This is a genomic window from Aeribacillus composti, assembly GCF_031760945.1.
Taxonomy (GTDB): Bacteria; Bacillota; Bacilli; order Bacillales; family Aeribacillaceae; genus Aeribacillus; species Aeribacillus composti.
The window spans coordinates 2,784,426-2,799,645 of the sequence record NZ_CP134501.1; the positions used below are offsets into that span (position 1 = coordinate 2,784,426).

Here is a 15,220-nt window from a genome sequence, read left to right on the forward strand (position 1 = left end):
TTTTATACAGTCGCCTGATGTTTTTCCTTCGCTGTATGTTTGAGTAATATCGCCCTGTTGACAGCATTTAGATAGGCTTTGGCAGATGCTTCAAGCACATCCTGGGCAATGCCGCGTCCTCCCATTTCAATTCCGTCCACGTTAACTTTTACATATACTTGCGCTAACGCATCGCGTCCTCCTGAATTAGATTGGATTCGGTAGTCCAGCAAAGTGACGGACTGCTTCAAACAGCGTTCTAACGTATTGTAAATAGCTTCTACGCTTCCATTTCCTGTCGCAGCCTCTTGAATTTCCTCGTTTTCTTTCGTTTTCAGCGTCACAGTGGCAGACGGGACTCCAGTCGTACCATATGTTACCTGCAGCGCCGCAAGTTCATATGTTCCTTCTTCACCTGTTAATTGTTCTTCTAATACAAGAGCTACAAGATCATCTTCCGTCAATTCTTTTTTCTTTTCAGAAAGTTCCTTAAAAGCAGTGAATAAACGATTTGTCGCTTCTTCATCCATTGTAAAGCCTAATTCCTTGAGCTTTACCCGAAATGCGTGACGACCAGAATGTTTCCCTAATACTAAACTGTTGGACTGTACCCCAACAAGTTCAGGAGATATGATCTCATATGTTGTTTTTTCTTTCAGCACACCGTCTTGATGTATGCCAGATTCATGGGCAAAAGCGTTTTTCCCGACGATCGCTTTGTTTGGCGGAACTATCATTCCTGTCAATTTGCTCACTAAATCACTTGTTCTCTTAATTTCATTTAAGCGGATGTTTGTTTCAACTTTGTAATAGTCTTTTCGAATGTACAGAGCGACAGCCACTTCCTCTAAAGCTGAATTGCCCGCACGCTCTCCAATTCCGTTAATCGTACCTTCAATTTGCCCTGCTCCATGTTCTACAGCGCTGAGAGCGTTCGCTACTGCCATTCCTAAATCGTCGTGGCAATGAGCGGACAAAATGACTTGATCAATGTTTTTCACATTTTGTTTTAAATATTCAAATATTTTGCCATATTCAATCGGAGTGATATAGCCTACAGTATCAGGAATATTGATGACTTTCGCGCCGGCTTCAATCACTTTTTCAACAATTTCCGCCAAAAAATCGAGTTCAGTGCGGCAGGCATCCTCTGCAGACCATTGTATAATAGGGAAAAATTTCGCTGCATATTTGACGGATTCTACTGCACGCTCGATCACTTGCTCCTTCGTCATTTTCAATTTATATTCCCGATGAACAGGCGATGTTGCAATAAACGTATGAAGTCTTGGCTCCGCCCCGTCTTTCAATGCTTCCCACGCCGCATCGATATCTCCTTTAACAGATCTCGCCAATCCTGTAACAGAAGAATTTTTGATTGTTCTGGCAATTTCCTGTACTGAGCGAAAATCGCCTGGAGAGGAGGCAGGAAAGCCTGCCTCAATAATGTCCATTCCAACTCGTTCCAGCTGTTTTGCGATTTCTAATTTTTCTTTTAAGTTTAGGTTTACTCCAGCGGATTGCTCGCCATCTCTTAAGGTTGTGTCAAAAAAGTTAATTTTTCGCACCAGTTACCACCGCTTCCTTATTTTTAGGCTTTACAAACGGCATCATGTCTCTTAACACTCTTCCGACCTGTTCAATTTGATGCTCATTTTCACGATTGTTGATCGCGTTAAACTGCGGTCTTCCTACTTGGTTTTCCAAAATCCATTCTTTCGCAAATTTTCCAGTTTGAATATCATTCAATACAGCTTTCATGTTTTCTTTTACATGCGCATCGATTACGCGCGGTCCAGATACAAAATCACCCCATTGAGCTGTATCGGAAATGGAGTATCTCATGTTGGAAAGCCCGCCTTCATACAGTAAATCCACAATTAATTTTAGTTCATGCAAACATTCAAAATATGCAACTTCAGGCTTGTAACCTGCTTCAACAAGCGTTTCAAATCCAGCTTTTACAAGGGATGTTAGCCCGCCGCAAAGAACTGCTTGCTCACCGAAAAGATCCGTTTCTGTTTCTTCTTTAAACGTTGTTTCAAGAACGCCGGCACGTGCGGATCCGATTGCTTTTGCATATGCTAAAGCCAATTCTTTCGCTTGACCTGTTACATTTTGCTCAACAGCAATCAATGCCGGAACCCCAGCTCCTTCAGTGTAAGTTCTTCGCACAAGATGACCTGGGCCTTTAGGTGCAACTAAAAATACATCCACATCGCTTGGCGGAACAATTTGATTGAAATGAACGTTAAATCCATGGGCAAATACGAGAGCATTTCCTGCTTTTAGTCCCGGCTTCACTTCATTTTCATAAAGCTCTCTTTGCTTTTCATCCGGAACAAGCACCATGATAATGTCTGCTTCTTCAACAGCTTCACGAACTGTTTTAACTTCCAATCCATCCTCTTGAGCTTTTTCAAATGATTTACCTTTTCTAACGCCAACTACTACATCTACGCCGCTTTCTTTTAAATTTAAAGCATGCGCGTGACCTTGAGAACCATATCCTAAAATCGCTACTTTCTTCCCTTCTAATACAGCTCCGTTAATATCTCCGTTATAGTATACTTTTGTCATTTGTACATCTCCCTTTCTTAAATGTTTTACTATATTTAAAAATGTATTAGACGATTGAAAAAGTTTTTTCGGACTGCTGCAGCTTTTGTGTACCGCGAGGAAAAGCTGTCAGTCCTGTTCTGGCTATTTCCTTGATGCCGTACGGTTTCAATAAGTCAATCAGCGCTTCAATTTTGTTCGGCTCACCTGTTACCTGTACGACAACGCTGTCTCTGCTAACATCAATGATCGATGCGCGAAACGGTTCGATCACACCGTATATTTCCATTCTTGTCGATGGATTTGCAACAACTTTAATTAATGCTAGTTCTCTTGCAACAATTGATTGATTTGTGATATCCATCACTTTCAACACATCAATTTGCTTATTTAATTGCTTTGTAATTTGTTCAACTTCTTTTTCTTCTTTAACATTTACAACAAATGTAATTCGCGAAACGCCTTCTATTTCCGAATGGCCGACAGAAATGCTTTCGATATTATAGTGTCTTTTCGTAAACAGGCCAGTAATTCGGTTTAAAACTCCTGATCTATTCATGACAGTCAGCGTAATGATTCGCTTCATTTCTTTATCCCCACCATTTCATTCAGTCCTTTGCCAGGAGCAATCATTGGATATACGTTTTCTTCCGGTGCTACGACAATTTCAATCAGCTCCGGCTCTCTGTTTGCAAAGCTTTTTTCCAACACTGTCTTAAGATTTTGATGATTTTGGATTCTTACTCCTTTTATTCCAAACGCTTCTGCCAATTTAATAAAATCAGGCTGCGTTTGAAAGACGGAATGAGAATAACGTTTTTCATAAAAGAGTTCTTGCCATTGGCGAACCATACCGAGCGAATTGTTGTTCAGAACGATTACTTTGATTGGCAAATTGTGCTCTTTGATTACCGCAAGCTCTTGGAAGGTCATTTGGAACCCTCCATCACCCAATATCGCGACAACCGTTCTGTTGCGGTCAGCAAATTGCGCGCCGATAGCTGAAGGGAGTCCAAAGCCCATCGTTCCAAGTCCGCCCGATGTCACCCATCTGTTTGGCGAATTAAAGCGATAATATTGCGCAGCCCACATTTGATGCTGGCCTACATCTGTTGTAACAATTGCTTCTCCTTTTGTTTGTTTATAAATTTCTTCGATCACTTCTTGAGGTTTGATTTCATTTTCAGATTTTTCATACCATAATGGATATTCTTTTTTATATTCAGCAAGATGCTGAATCCACTCTTGATGATCGCCTTTATTTCCTTCCTGCTCGATCAAAAGCTTCAATACTTGCTTCGCGTCGCCGACAATCGGAATTTGTGTGGGAACATTTTTACCAATTTCGGCAGGATCAATGTCAATATGTGCTACAGTTGCATTAGGCGCAAAATGTTTAAGATTTCCTGTTACTCTGTCATCAAAGCGGGCTCCGATGCTAATCAATAAGTCGCATTCATAAAGAGCCATGTTAGCCGCGTATGTTCCATGCATTCCTGCCATTCCTAAAAATAGAGGATGATCCGCTGGGAAACTTCCTAATCCAAGTAGAGTGTTTGTGATCGGAATTTGCTGCTGTTCAACATATTCTCTCAGTTCATTCGCAGCATTGGCATGGAGAACGCCGGCACCAGCTAAAATCACCGGTTTTTTTGCACTGCTGACCGATTCCACCAGCCTGCGGATTTGCAAGTAATTCGGCTCTAATTTCGGCTGGTAGCCAGGCAATGACAATTCCATATCATATTCGAAATTGCCTTCCGCCTGTGAAATATCTTTTGGAATATCGATCAATACAGGTCCTGGTCTTCCAGTTGTTGCGATATGAAACGCTTCTTTAACAATTCTCGGTAAATCATTTATATCCCGAACTTGATAATTATGTTTTGTAACGGGCATGGTAATTCCGATCACATCTGCTTCTTGGAAAGCATCAGAACCGATCACAGTTGTTGCTACTTGCCCTGTAAAGACGACGAGCGGCAAAGAATCAATTAATGCATCCGCAAGCCCTGTCACTAAGTTGGTTGCACCAGGTCCTGAAGTGGCAATGACGACACCCGGTTTTCCGGATATACGTGCATATCCTTCAGCAGCATGGATTCCTCCTTGCTCGTGTCTTGTTAAGACGTGAAAGACTCCAGAATTATATAGCTTATCATATATTGGCAAAACGGCTCCACCGGGATAGCCGAAAATGACTTCTACATTTTCCCTTTTTAAGGCTTCGATGAGCATTTCCGACCCCGTCATGGTTGTTGTTGTACATTTGGTTTTCAACTCATCCAACTGTACATTCGCAGTCATGAATATATCCTCCTTTTAAACAGATGTGATAGAATTTTTAGATAATGAAAAACCTTCCCGCCCCTATGAAACCCACTTATAGCAGGCCAAAGGGGCGAGAAGGTTGAATTCCCGCGGTACCACCCTTCTTCGTGATCAAATCGATCACCTCATGAACGGAATATCCGTTCTTTTCCTAACGAGTGCATTGGGATGCACCCGGCCAATCCTACTCGCTGTCCGCTTTCGAAAAGGCACTCGGAGGCGAGTTCATCCTTGGTGATAACGCCGGTTTTCAGCTCCCCCGGCTCTCTGGAGTTATCTTAACCAAAGATTACTAATCCTCTTCATCGTTTTCATCTATAAATTTTTACATTCAATCCTTATACGAAAATTTATGTTTGAGCCTTATAATACGCTGATTTTTCAAAAGTGTCAACACCATTTTTATGAATTATTTGATTATTTTTATGAAACAGTTTTTTGGTAACGTTTACAAACTCATTATTTCAACATTTTATAATACAATGAAAATTTTTTATGCTCTAAATTGAAATAAATATCGATTCCAAACCATTAGGCAAAATGTGCGTAATATTTTATTTAAATTAATTTGAATAGCCAACGTTTTCAACAAATGCGGCAAAAGAAAAAACATCCATTTTATTCGAAATTACACCAGTTTTTCTTAAAGGCTCGGCAACCCGAACACTTCAGAAAGAGGGCTGTAATCTGTTTTAAACAGTAATGCAGCATATGTATGTTCTAAAACCTTGAACGTTATTCGATTTTAAATAAAAACCCTTCACTTGAAACGAGCAATTTCGGAAGAAGGAAAAAAGACAAAGTATGTTGTATAAAAAATATTTGGAACAATATATGGTGGAGGAGATTATATGATGAACAAACAAAAGCTTGAATCTTTCTGTCTCAAACTTCCCGGTTCTGTTCATGATTACCAAATTGATTGGGAAGCAGACCGATATAAAGTGGGAGGCAAAATATTTGCGATTATAGGATGTGATTCTGAAGGAAAGCCAATCATCACGTTAAAATGTGATCCGCATCATTCTGAACAATTAAGAGAAAATTACGATGGCGTCATTCCAGGCTACTATATGAACAAAAATCATTGGATCTCAATATATTTTAACACGAACATCCCGGAGGAAATTTTGGAAAACCTGATTTTTCGTTCCTACGAACTTGTTTTTCAAAAATTGCCGAAGAAAATACAAAAGCAAATAAAACTGCAATAACTTAGGAAATAATGACATTGCTGTTTTGGGCGTCACTTATTAGATGTGAACTCCTCCTCAGTGAAAAGCCTCAAATCTTTTTAAATGGAGCTTAGAATGGATTTGCATCCACGGATTTCGCTTATACACATGCTAGTCTTTTAATGCATAGAAACCATAGGCCTGCAGCAATAAATTTTTAAACATTGAAACGATAAAAAGCAGAGCAAGCTAAATCCTTACTCTGTCTAATAAACTGTATTAATTATTTTTTTAAATTACTAATTGTTCAAACTCTTTATCAGAAAAGCAAAAATTAAAAGCTCATAAATATTGACATATCAATATCTATGAGCATTATGTAATAAATTCATCCTATTCAAAATTAACATAAATGGCGTCCCAGGAGAGATTCGAACTCCCGACCGACGGCTTAGAAGGCCGCTGCTCTATCCAGCTGAGCTACTGGGACATCGGATAATTTTTTATTATTTTTTCGAAAGACAATGTTTATTATAATTTCATGCTAAAAGTATGTCAACTACTTTTTTAAAAAAATTTTTTGAGGGAGAAAAATTCTCCCTCAAGGAAGAGTGGTTAAGCAAATTGGAATTTAGTGGACAAGTTTGAAATTTTCTCTCCATGAAGATTGTAAAAATCTACAATTGCTTGGCCATTCATCAATTCTAGTATAGCATAAGTTTTTTCATTTCTCATCCTCGGAAGGAAAATACTTCCTGGATTAATAAACAATGTCCCGTCTACAAGCTCGACTCCGGCTATATGCGAATGGCCGAAACAAACAATGTTTGCTTGCGCTTCCTCTGCACGATATTTTAATTTCATTAAAGTCGTTTTGACAGAATATAAATGGCCATGGGTGATAAAAAAGCGATAGGTTCCAATTGTTTCAATGATTTCATTCGGGAAGTTTCCAAGGAAATCGCAATTTCCTTTCACGATCAACATATCTTGAATTTGTTCCGCTCCATCATTCAGCTCTGAATCACCGCAATGGATGATTGCTTCTACTTCGTTTATATGCCTTTTCTTAATTTCCACAAGCTCATCCGTAAGACCGTGACTATCACTTATAATTAAAACTTTCACGATTAGCCTCTCCCCAATCGCCTATTAATTTTTCTAGTTTCTTCAAAGCTTTTGCACGATGGCTGATTTCGTTTTTTTCGAACTGCTCTAGTTGAGCCATCGTTTTTTCTTTGCCGTCCACAAGAAAAATAGGATCATATCCAAAGCCATTGTCACCGCGAGGTTCAGTTGTAATTTGTCCTTCACACACACCTTCCACCGTCATCGTTTCAAGGTCTGGAGCAGCAAACGCCAAAACACATATGAACCTTGCTTTTCGATTTTCAACGCCTTCCATTTTTTTTAAAACCTTTTGAATATTTTTTTGATCATCTTTTTCATTTCCTGCATATCGGGCCGAATAAACCCCCGGTTCGCCATTTAAAGCATCAATCGAAAGCCCGGAATCATCTGCAACAACGGGTTTATTAAGCAATTGGCTGATTGTCTCCGCTTTTAGAACAGCATTTTCATAAAAAGTTTGGCCGGTTTCTTCAACATCTGGCAAATTCGGATAATCCAACAGTGACTTGACCTGTATTCCTTTTTTTTCTAACATCGCGCGAAATTCTTCGATTTTCCCTTTGTTTTTGGTGGCGATCACCAATTCTTTCATGAGCATCCCTCTTCCCGCTGATCCCTGTTATTGATAATTTTTGCAGTCCATTCCCCTAATGCCGCTTTTTGTTTTTCGATTAGTTCCAAAATTCCTTTTTCAGCATATTCCAACAGTAAGTTCAGCTCTTCTTTTGAAAACGTGGATTCTTCCCCAGTTCCCTGCAATTCAACAAAATGGCGGCTTGATGTCATAACAACATTCATATCAACTTTTGCCGCTGAGTCCTCTTCATAATTCAAATCTAAAATGACTCCGTGTTCAGGAACGATCCCTACAGACGTAGCTGCTAAAAAATCTGTTACTGGATATGTATCTAGTACACCGTCATTGAATAATTTACCGAGAGCGAGATTTATTGCAACATAAGAACCTGTTATGGAAGCCGTTCTCGTTCCCCCGTCCGCTTGAATTACATCGCAATCAATCCATAATGTTCTTTCACCCAGTTTCTCCAAATCAACTACTGCACGCAAGCTTCTTCCAATCAGCCGTTGAATTTCCATTGTCCTTCCGGAGATTTTTCCTTTTGATGCCTCCCGGACCGTTCTTTGAGCCGTTGCACGCGGAAGCATGGAGTATTCTGCGGTAATCCATCCTTTCCCTTCACCTCTCATAAAAGGAGGGACACGGTCTTCTACACTTGCGCTGCATATCACTTTTGTATCTCCAACCGTTATTAAAACAGACCCTTCCGGATGCTTCAAATAATCCGTTACTATTGTGACTTCTCTTAACTCATCTTGATTTCTGCCATCAAGGCGCATTGTTTTCCCTCCTACCAACTGCAATGTACGAAAACATGAAAGAAGAGGCAGCTATCATGCTCGCCTCTAAAGTCTCATTCTTATAGTATATCAAAAATAGATGTTTAAAAACTACCTGTGTTTACATTTTCAGGTCTTGACACTGGCTCTGACAAACTTTTTCCATCTTCATTCACAAGGTCTTGCTTGCCGTTCACTTTTAGTGCTACTTTTTCTATTCCTTCCTGCTCCGTCAATGTAAGCACAAGGGAGTTTATAACATGATTGGAAACGATCTTTTTCTCCTCATCATAGCTTCCATAAATCGCTTCGTTGAAGTTTAAAGTGACTTGACCGCCTTCATATTTTGGCTTTTCAATCAGCTTCACTTCAGACTGAAACTCGCTTAATAATCCGCTTGAACGGTCTGGACCTTCAACTAATGCGTTAACAGCAGCTACGACTTCGTCTTTTTCTTCATTGCTGATCCTCTTTGTCACGGGAACATAATATACGTTATCCCCTTCCTCCCCAATATAATACACGGTTAGAGGATGAGTATCCGTAATATCAACGGCATCGCTCGTATCAATATTGATGCCGTCTTTTCTAGTCGTTCCTTCGCCGATTGGGGTTCCGTTTACTGGCATTTCTTTCAGTTCATGGCCGTTCACCCAGAGCTTTACTTTATTAATATTTTTAAATTGGGTTAATGTCCATGTAATTGCCTGCAAAATTTTTTCTTCATCTTCCGGCTTGTAGTTAGTAAATTCATTTGAGAAATCTACAATAGCCGTTCCGTCTTTAATATCTACTCCTTTAACAACTGTATCTTCCGGCAATACCGCACGGAACCCGTTCGGGAGAATGTTTGAAACGGGCCCTCCAGCCACTAAATATTCAACGGCTTGTTTGGCTACTTCCTTCGTGTTAGGCAGCTCCAATGTTTGTGGAACGACCATTCCGTTTTTGTCAATTAAATACAGAACTCTTTTCACCGTTTCCTTTGAGGATTCCTCTTTGTCGGACGTTGATTTCGCTGAGTCTAATTGTTGATCAAGCTGATCCCCGTCCTCCAAATAGGTAATATCCTGCGGCGGATCTATTTCTTGTTTTGAACTCTTGCTTCCAAATGAAGAACACCCTGAAAGCAAAACAAAAGTAGCCAAAACTGCTGCTGTCACATTCACCCATCTGTTTTTTGGCATAACAATCCCTCCTAAGGCAGTTTGTACTACTATGTATACGAGCATTGAAAAAAAATAGACCAGCTCCAACCAAAAATTCAATGGACAAAAAAACAGCTTGCTCATTTAGAGCAAACTGTTTTCGTTAAAGTTATACTTTCTACATGATCAATGTGATGACCGAACCATTTTGAAGCAATCTTTTGAAACATTTGTTTCGACCCAGTAGTTAAAAATTTGTGGTTTTTATTGCCATCCTCTTGGTTTAAACAATGATGAAAGGATAAAATAGCGCTCACTTCCCGGGCTGTTTCATCTCCCGAGGTGATTATTTTTACGTCTTTCCCGATATATTTTTGAATTAAAGGCCGTAATAGAGGATAATGTGTGCATCCTAAAATAAGCGTATCAATTCTCTTTCCTTTAAAAGGAAGTAAAGATTCTGCAACAATATATTCCGCCCGTTCACCTTCAAATTCGCCGCTTTCTACTAACGGCACAAACTCAGGGCAAGCGAGACTCTCCACAATGACGGAACTATTAATCGTTTTGAGCGCACGAACGTACGCGCCGCTCGATATAGTTCCTTTTGTTCCGATCACACCAATATGGCCTGAGCGTGTAGCATTTATGGCAGCTCTTGCCCCTGGTTGAATTACACCAATCACAGGGATATCAAGTTGTTCTTGAATTTCTTTTAATACAACTGCTGTTGCAGTATTACAAGCAATGACAAGCATTTTGATATGAAAGTTTGAAATTAAATAGTTGGTCAGCTCCCATGTAAATTGTCGAATTTCCGTTTTCGGCCTCGGGCCGTACGGACATCGGGCGGTATCACCCAAATAAATTAATTCTTCTTTTGGAAGCTGCCTCATCAACTCTTTAACAACAGTTAATCCACCAACACCTGAATCAATAACTCCAATTGGTCTATTCAAAAAATCGCCTCTATTCTTTCATTTCTTGTTGCAATTTTGCTAATAGCTTTTCCAATTGAACAATTTCTTGATCCGAGAAGTTTTTCAAAACTTCTCTTAAATATTCTTGCCGCTTCGCTAATGCAGCCTCGATAACGCGTTGTCCATTTTCAAGCAATTGAATCCTGACTAATCGACGATCCTTTTCGTCTTTCACCCGTTTAACAAGGTTGTTTTTTTCCATTCGATCAATTAAATCCGTGATCGTGCTGCATGCAAGATACATTTTATTTGAAAGTTCTCCAATTGTCATGTTTCCTGATTCATTCAATAACAGAAGCGCATCAAATTGCGGAGGAGTAATCGAGTAGTTGCTTAAAATATCACGGCCCTTCTTTTTTAAAATCGCAGCTATGCAGCGGAGGGATTTTTCTATTTCTTCAACAGTATTGAAAACGTACGTCATAACGGGGAACCCTTTCTTTCAAGATTAACAAATAAGATCAAATCTATTTTCCATTTTTTTATGTAAAATTTCAAGCATAGCCGTATTTTCAAAATGTGGAAAGACGAATTTTTTCAAAAAGTCACAAGCCTTTTTAAGAAGCCAATGATTCATAGAAAAAGAGTAAAACAAACTCTTTCCTTATCAATCTAAAAAAGGCAGCCGACGGCGAAGTTCCACTAAGGCTGCCTCTTCTGTTTAAAGCTTTAGTTCTCCCATACGAAGAAGTTCTACGACTGCTTGTGAGCGCCCTTTCACACCTAATTTTTGCATAGCATTTGAAATATGGTTCCGCACCGTCTTTTCGCTTATGAAAAGTTCACTAGCTATTTCTCTTGTAGTCTTATCTTGCACTAATAACTCAAATACTTCTCTCTCTCTCTTTGTTAGCAGCGGCTTTGGCTGAAAATCCTTCTCATTCAAGTATTGTAACCCTCCTTGCAGATGAGAGCCAGTCGACAGGATGGATTTAAAAATTGTCACCATATAGTATGATCGCAAAAAGATGACCGTGACAAGATTCATAAAAGAAAGGTGCATTTTAGGCGAAAAGAAGCTTTTTTACGTTAAAGGGACTCGTTTGAAGGAGGAAATGTTCGAGAAAGATTCAACCGTTTCTAAAATTAGGAACACCTTGACATAGCAAGGTGTTCCTTTTTCACAATATACATCAGCTGTCAATATAGTCGCTTCCGAACATTTTACGAAATGCGTGAACAGTTGTTTCTCTATTTAATGCTGCAATCGATGTTGTAAGCGGAATTCCTTTTGGACAGGATTGAACGCAGTTTTGGGAATTTCCGCAGTTCGCAAGTCCGCCGTCGCCCATAATAGCTTCCAAGCGTTCTGATTTATGCATCGCGCCTGTCGGATGAGCGTTAAACAAACGAACTTGTGATAATGGCGCTGGACCGATGAAGTTCGATTTGCTGTTTACGTTTGGACAAGCTTCAAGGCATACGCCGCACGTCATACATTTTGAAAGCTCATATGCCCATTGGCGTTTTTTCTCAGGCATTCTTGGTCCTGGTCCTAAGTCATACGTACCGTCAATTGGTATCCATGCTTTTACTTTTTTCAAAGAGTCAAACATGCGGCTGCGGTCTACTTGAAGATCGCGAATAACCGGGAATGTGCGCATCGGCTCGAGACGAATAGGCTGTTCCAGCTGATCAATAAGCGCTGTACATGATTGGCGGGGCTTACCGTTAATGACCATTGAACAAGCACCGCATACTTCCTCTAAACAGTTCATATCCCATGTAACAGGCGTTGTTTTTTCGCCTTTGGCATTAACAGGATTACGGCGAATTTCCATTAAGGCCGAAATAACGTTCATATTCGGACGATATGGCACTTCAAATTCTTCTTGATATGGTTCCGTGTCTGGTCGATCCTGTCTAGTGATAATAAACCGCACTTTTTTTTCACTCATTGTTTACTCCCCCTTTTCTCCCAGCTTTTTTAATGTTTCTTCGTATAGTCACGCACACGAGGCTTAATGAGTGATACATCAACATCTTCGTAGTGGAATTTAGGAGCTTCCTTCAAGCCGGCAAACGTTGCCATAGTTGTTTTGAGCCACTCTTCATCATTTCGTTCCGGAAATTCTGGTTTATAGTGAGCACCTCGGCTTTCATTACGGTTATAAGCCCCAAGCGTAATAACCCGAGCCAACACAAGCATGTTTCTCAACTGGCGAGTAAAGCTTGCGCCTTGGTTGCTCCATTTCGCAGTATCGTTAATATTAATTCTTTCCCAACGTTCCATAAGCTCTTGAATTTTTTCATCTGTTTTTAGAAGTTTATCATTGTAGCGTACGACTGTAACATTATCCGTCATCCATTCACCAAGCTCTTTATGAAGAACGTAAGCATTTTCGTTTCCATCCATTTTCAGGATTTCGTCCCATTTGCTTTGTTCTTCTTTTACGCGTGCATCATATAATGTGGATGGTAAATCATCAGCTGATTTTTCCAATCCATTCATATATTCAACAGCTTTTGGTCCTGCAACCATACCACCGTAAATTGCAGAAAGCAATGAGTTTGCTCCAAGCCGGTTCGCACCATGCTGAGAGTAATCGCATTCACCAGCTGCAAACAAACCAGGGATGTTTGTCATTTGATCGTAATCGATCCATAGACCTCCCATAGAATAATGGACGGCAGGGAAAATTTTCATCGGCACTTTTCTTGGATCTTCACCCATGAATTTTTCATAAATTTCGATAATACCGCCTAGTTTAATATCAAGCTCTTTTGGATCTTTATGAGAAAGATCAAGATATACCATGTTTTCGCCATTAATGCCTAATTTCAAGTCTACACATACATGGAATATTTCTCTCGTTGCAATATCACGAGGAACAAGGTTTCCATATGCCGGATATTTTTCTTCAAGGAAATACCATGGTTTTCCGTCTTTATATGTCCAAATTCTTCCGCCTTCGCCGCGTGCAGACTCGCTCATTAATCGAAGCTTGTCATCTCCAGGGATGGCTGTCGGATGAATTTGTATAAATTCCCCGTTTGCATAATAAGCTCCTTGCTGATAAACGATAGAAGCAGCCGATCCCGTATTAATCACAGAGTTTGTTGATTTACCAAAGATAATTCCAGGTCCTCCTGTCGCCATTATTACGGCATTCGAACGGAAAGCTTGAATCTCCATTGATTTTAAATCTTGAGCAACGATGCCGCGGCAGCGTCCTTCATCATCTTGTATGATTCCTAAAAACTCCCAGCCTTCATATTTCGTCACAAGACCTGCTACTTCGTGACGTCGAACTTGCTCGTCCAATGCATATAAAAGCTGTTGTCCAGTTGTTGCTCCGGCAAACGCTGTCCGGTGATGCTGTGTTCCTCCAAAACGACGGAAATCCAACAATCCTTCTGGTGTACGGTTAAACATAACACCCATGCGATCTAAAAGGTTAATAATTCCCGGTGCTGCTTCACACATCGCTTTAACCGGTGGCTGGTTAGCCAAAAAGTCTCCGCCATAAATCGTATCATCAAAATGGATCCACGGAGAGTCTCCTTCTCCTTTCGTATTTACCGCCCCGTTGATCCCTCCTTGAGCACATACTGAATGGGAACGTTTTACAGGTACTAACGAGAATAAGTCAACAGACACCCCGGCTTCCGCAGCCTTTATAGTTGCCATTAAGCCAGCCAAGCCTCCGCCGACAACAATTAATTTTCCTTTACTCATTTTTTCGCCCACTCCCTTGAACGCAATTTAGTTAGATTAGACAAACGCAAAAATGGCACGAAGACCTACGATTGAAAGCAACACAAAAATACCTATTGTCACATAAGTTGAGACTAGCTGAGATTTTGGAGTAACCGTAATTCCCCAGCTGACTGCAAAAGACCATAGACCGTTGGAAAAATGGAAAATCGCTGAAAGAACGCCTACTATGTAAAACACTAAACTAACAGGATTGCTTAAAATGGATTCCATCATATCAAAATTAACTTCAGCCCCAAACATCGCGGCAATACGAGTTTCCCATACATGCCATGCAATAAAAACAAGGGTAATAATACCAGTTACACGTTGAAGCAGGAACATCCAATTGCGGAAATAGCCAAAGCGGCCCACATTGTTTTTTGCTGTGAAAGCAATATAAATCCCATAAATGGCGTGGTATAACAGAGGAAGGAAAATAACGAAAATTTCCAGAAAATAGCGGAATGGTAAATTTTCCATAAAATGCGCTGCGTTGTTAAATGCTTCTTCGCCCCTTGTGGCGAAATGGTTGACAGTCAGGTGTTGAATTAAAAATACGCCAATCGGTACAACACCTAAAAGAGAATGTAGTCTGCGGTTTGCAAATTCTCTGTTTCCAGACATATGCGTTTACCCCCTAATCTTAATAAATTGAAAGATTTCTTAAAATCTCCTGCTCCCCCTGCTTGGCATGTAAAAATCCGCCGACAAAATATGACGAAATCTTAAAATAATAGGACAAATTCATTGTACTCCCATAAAGTAGTACCGTCAAGAAAACGTCTACAAAGTATTATTCAGTAATATCATTTTTTCTGATCGGAAAATAGAATATTTCCCGTATCCGAAATTGATTTT

15 protein-coding genes, 1 tRNA gene and 1 other annotated feature are annotated in these 15,220 nt (G+C 40.0%); of the genes, 1 reads left to right on the forward strand and 15 read right to left on the reverse strand.

All coding sequences use genetic code 11. From position 1 onward, the window contains the following. Positions 1–2: 2 nt before the first annotated feature. From RI196_RS13560 to ilvB, 4 genes are read right to left on the reverse strand one after another with little or no spacing between them, the layout of a single operon-like run. The gene (locus tag RI196_RS13560) at positions 3–1,547 is read right to left on the reverse strand and encodes a 2-isopropylmalate synthase (protein WP_063387456.1); all 1,545 of its coding nucleotides are present in this window, start codon (positions 1,545–1,547) and stop codon (positions 3–5) included. After that, the gene (gene ilvC, locus RI196_RS13565; protein WP_094246308.1) at positions 1,534–2,559 is read right to left on the reverse strand and encodes a ketol-acid reductoisomerase; all 1,026 of its coding nucleotides are present in this window, start codon (positions 2,557–2,559) and stop codon (positions 1,534–1,536) included. The genes RI196_RS13560 and ilvC overlap by 14 nt, the downstream gene beginning before the upstream one ends. Before the next feature lie 46 nt (positions 2,560–2,605). Then, the gene (gene ilvN, locus RI196_RS13570; RefSeq protein WP_063387454.1) at positions 2,606–3,124 is read right to left on the reverse strand and encodes an acetolactate synthase small subunit; all 519 of its coding nucleotides are present in this window, start codon (positions 3,122–3,124) and stop codon (positions 2,606–2,608) included. Then, positions 3,121–4,845 carry an acetolactate synthase large subunit gene (ilvB, locus tag RI196_RS13575; protein WP_063387453.1) on the reverse strand — a complete coding sequence of 575 codons (1,725 nt, stop codon included), beginning with the start codon at positions 4,843–4,845 and terminating at the stop codon, positions 3,121–3,123. The genes ilvN and ilvB overlap by 4 nt, the downstream gene beginning before the upstream one ends. Positions 4,846–4,932: 87 nt before the next feature. Then, positions 4,933–5,184: a binding site (T-box leader), on the reverse strand. A gap of 539 nt (positions 5,185–5,723) precedes the next feature. On the opposite strand from ilvB, the gene RI196_RS13580 reads away from it, so the two are divergent. Then, positions 5,724–6,083, forward strand: a complete 360-nt coding sequence (locus tag RI196_RS13580) for an MmcQ/YjbR family DNA-binding protein (RefSeq protein WP_063387491.1) — start codon at positions 5,724–5,726, stop codon at positions 6,081–6,083. Positions 6,084–6,457: 374 nt separating this feature from the next. On the opposite strand, the gene RI196_RS13585 is transcribed toward RI196_RS13580, so the two are convergent. From RI196_RS13585 to RI196_RS13635, 11 genes are all read right to left on the reverse strand, one after another. Next, a tRNA-Arg gene (locus tag RI196_RS13585) sits at positions 6,458–6,534 on the reverse strand. A gap of 125 nt (positions 6,535–6,659) precedes the next feature. Then, positions 6,660–7,172: a metallophosphoesterase family protein gene (locus RI196_RS13590; RefSeq protein WP_063387452.1), complete on the reverse strand. Its 513-nt coding sequence runs from the start codon at positions 7,170–7,172 to the stop codon at positions 6,660–6,662. Beyond that, the gene (locus tag RI196_RS13595) at positions 7,150–7,767 is read right to left on the reverse strand and encodes an XTP/dITP diphosphatase (protein ID WP_066252188.1); all 618 of its coding nucleotides are present in this window, start codon (positions 7,765–7,767) and stop codon (positions 7,150–7,152) included. Before RI196_RS13595 ends, RI196_RS13590 begins: the two co-directional genes overlap by 23 nt. Next, entirely contained in the window at positions 7,764–8,534 is a 771-nt protein-coding gene (rph, locus tag RI196_RS13600; protein WP_063387450.1) for a ribonuclease PH, read from the reverse strand. The genes RI196_RS13595 and rph overlap by 4 nt, the downstream gene beginning before the upstream one ends. A gap of 104 nt (positions 8,535–8,638) precedes the next feature. Continuing rightward, a complete protein-coding gene (locus RI196_RS13605) occupies positions 8,639–9,721 on the reverse strand; it encodes a GerMN domain-containing protein (protein ID WP_094246309.1) in 1,083 nt (360 codons plus the stop codon). A gap of 101 nt (positions 9,722–9,822) precedes the next feature. Further along, entirely contained in the window at positions 9,823–10,641 is an 819-nt protein-coding gene (racE, locus tag RI196_RS13610; protein WP_066252185.1) for a glutamate racemase, read from the reverse strand. Positions 10,642–10,651: 10 nt separating this feature from the next. Beyond that, positions 10,652–11,086: a MarR family winged helix-turn-helix transcriptional regulator gene (locus RI196_RS13615; protein ID WP_063387447.1), complete on the reverse strand. Its 435-nt coding sequence runs from the start codon at positions 11,084–11,086 to the stop codon at positions 10,652–10,654. A gap of 237 nt (positions 11,087–11,323) precedes the next feature. Then, on the reverse strand, positions 11,324–11,548 hold the full coding sequence (locus tag RI196_RS13620) for a helix-turn-helix domain-containing protein (RefSeq protein ID WP_063387446.1): 225 nt from the start codon (positions 11,546–11,548) through the stop codon (positions 11,324–11,326). A 247-nt stretch (positions 11,549–11,795) separates the two neighbouring features. Next, positions 11,796–12,560 carry a succinate dehydrogenase iron-sulfur subunit gene (gene sdhB / locus RI196_RS13625; protein ID WP_063387445.1) on the reverse strand — a complete coding sequence of 255 codons (765 nt, stop codon included), beginning with the start codon at positions 12,558–12,560 and terminating at the stop codon, positions 11,796–11,798. Positions 12,561–12,589: 29 nt separating this feature from the next. Beyond that, the gene (sdhA, locus tag RI196_RS13630; RefSeq protein ID WP_066247775.1) at positions 12,590–14,341 is read right to left on the reverse strand and encodes a succinate dehydrogenase flavoprotein subunit; all 1,752 of its coding nucleotides are present in this window, start codon (positions 14,339–14,341) and stop codon (positions 12,590–12,592) included. Positions 14,342–14,377: 36 nt separating this feature from the next. Beyond that, positions 14,378–14,986 (reverse strand): succinate dehydrogenase cytochrome b558 subunit, encoded by a 609-nt coding sequence (locus RI196_RS13635; RefSeq protein WP_094246310.1) that lies wholly within the window; start codon positions 14,984–14,986, stop codon positions 14,378–14,380. Between the last annotated feature and the right edge of the window lie 234 nt (positions 14,987–15,220).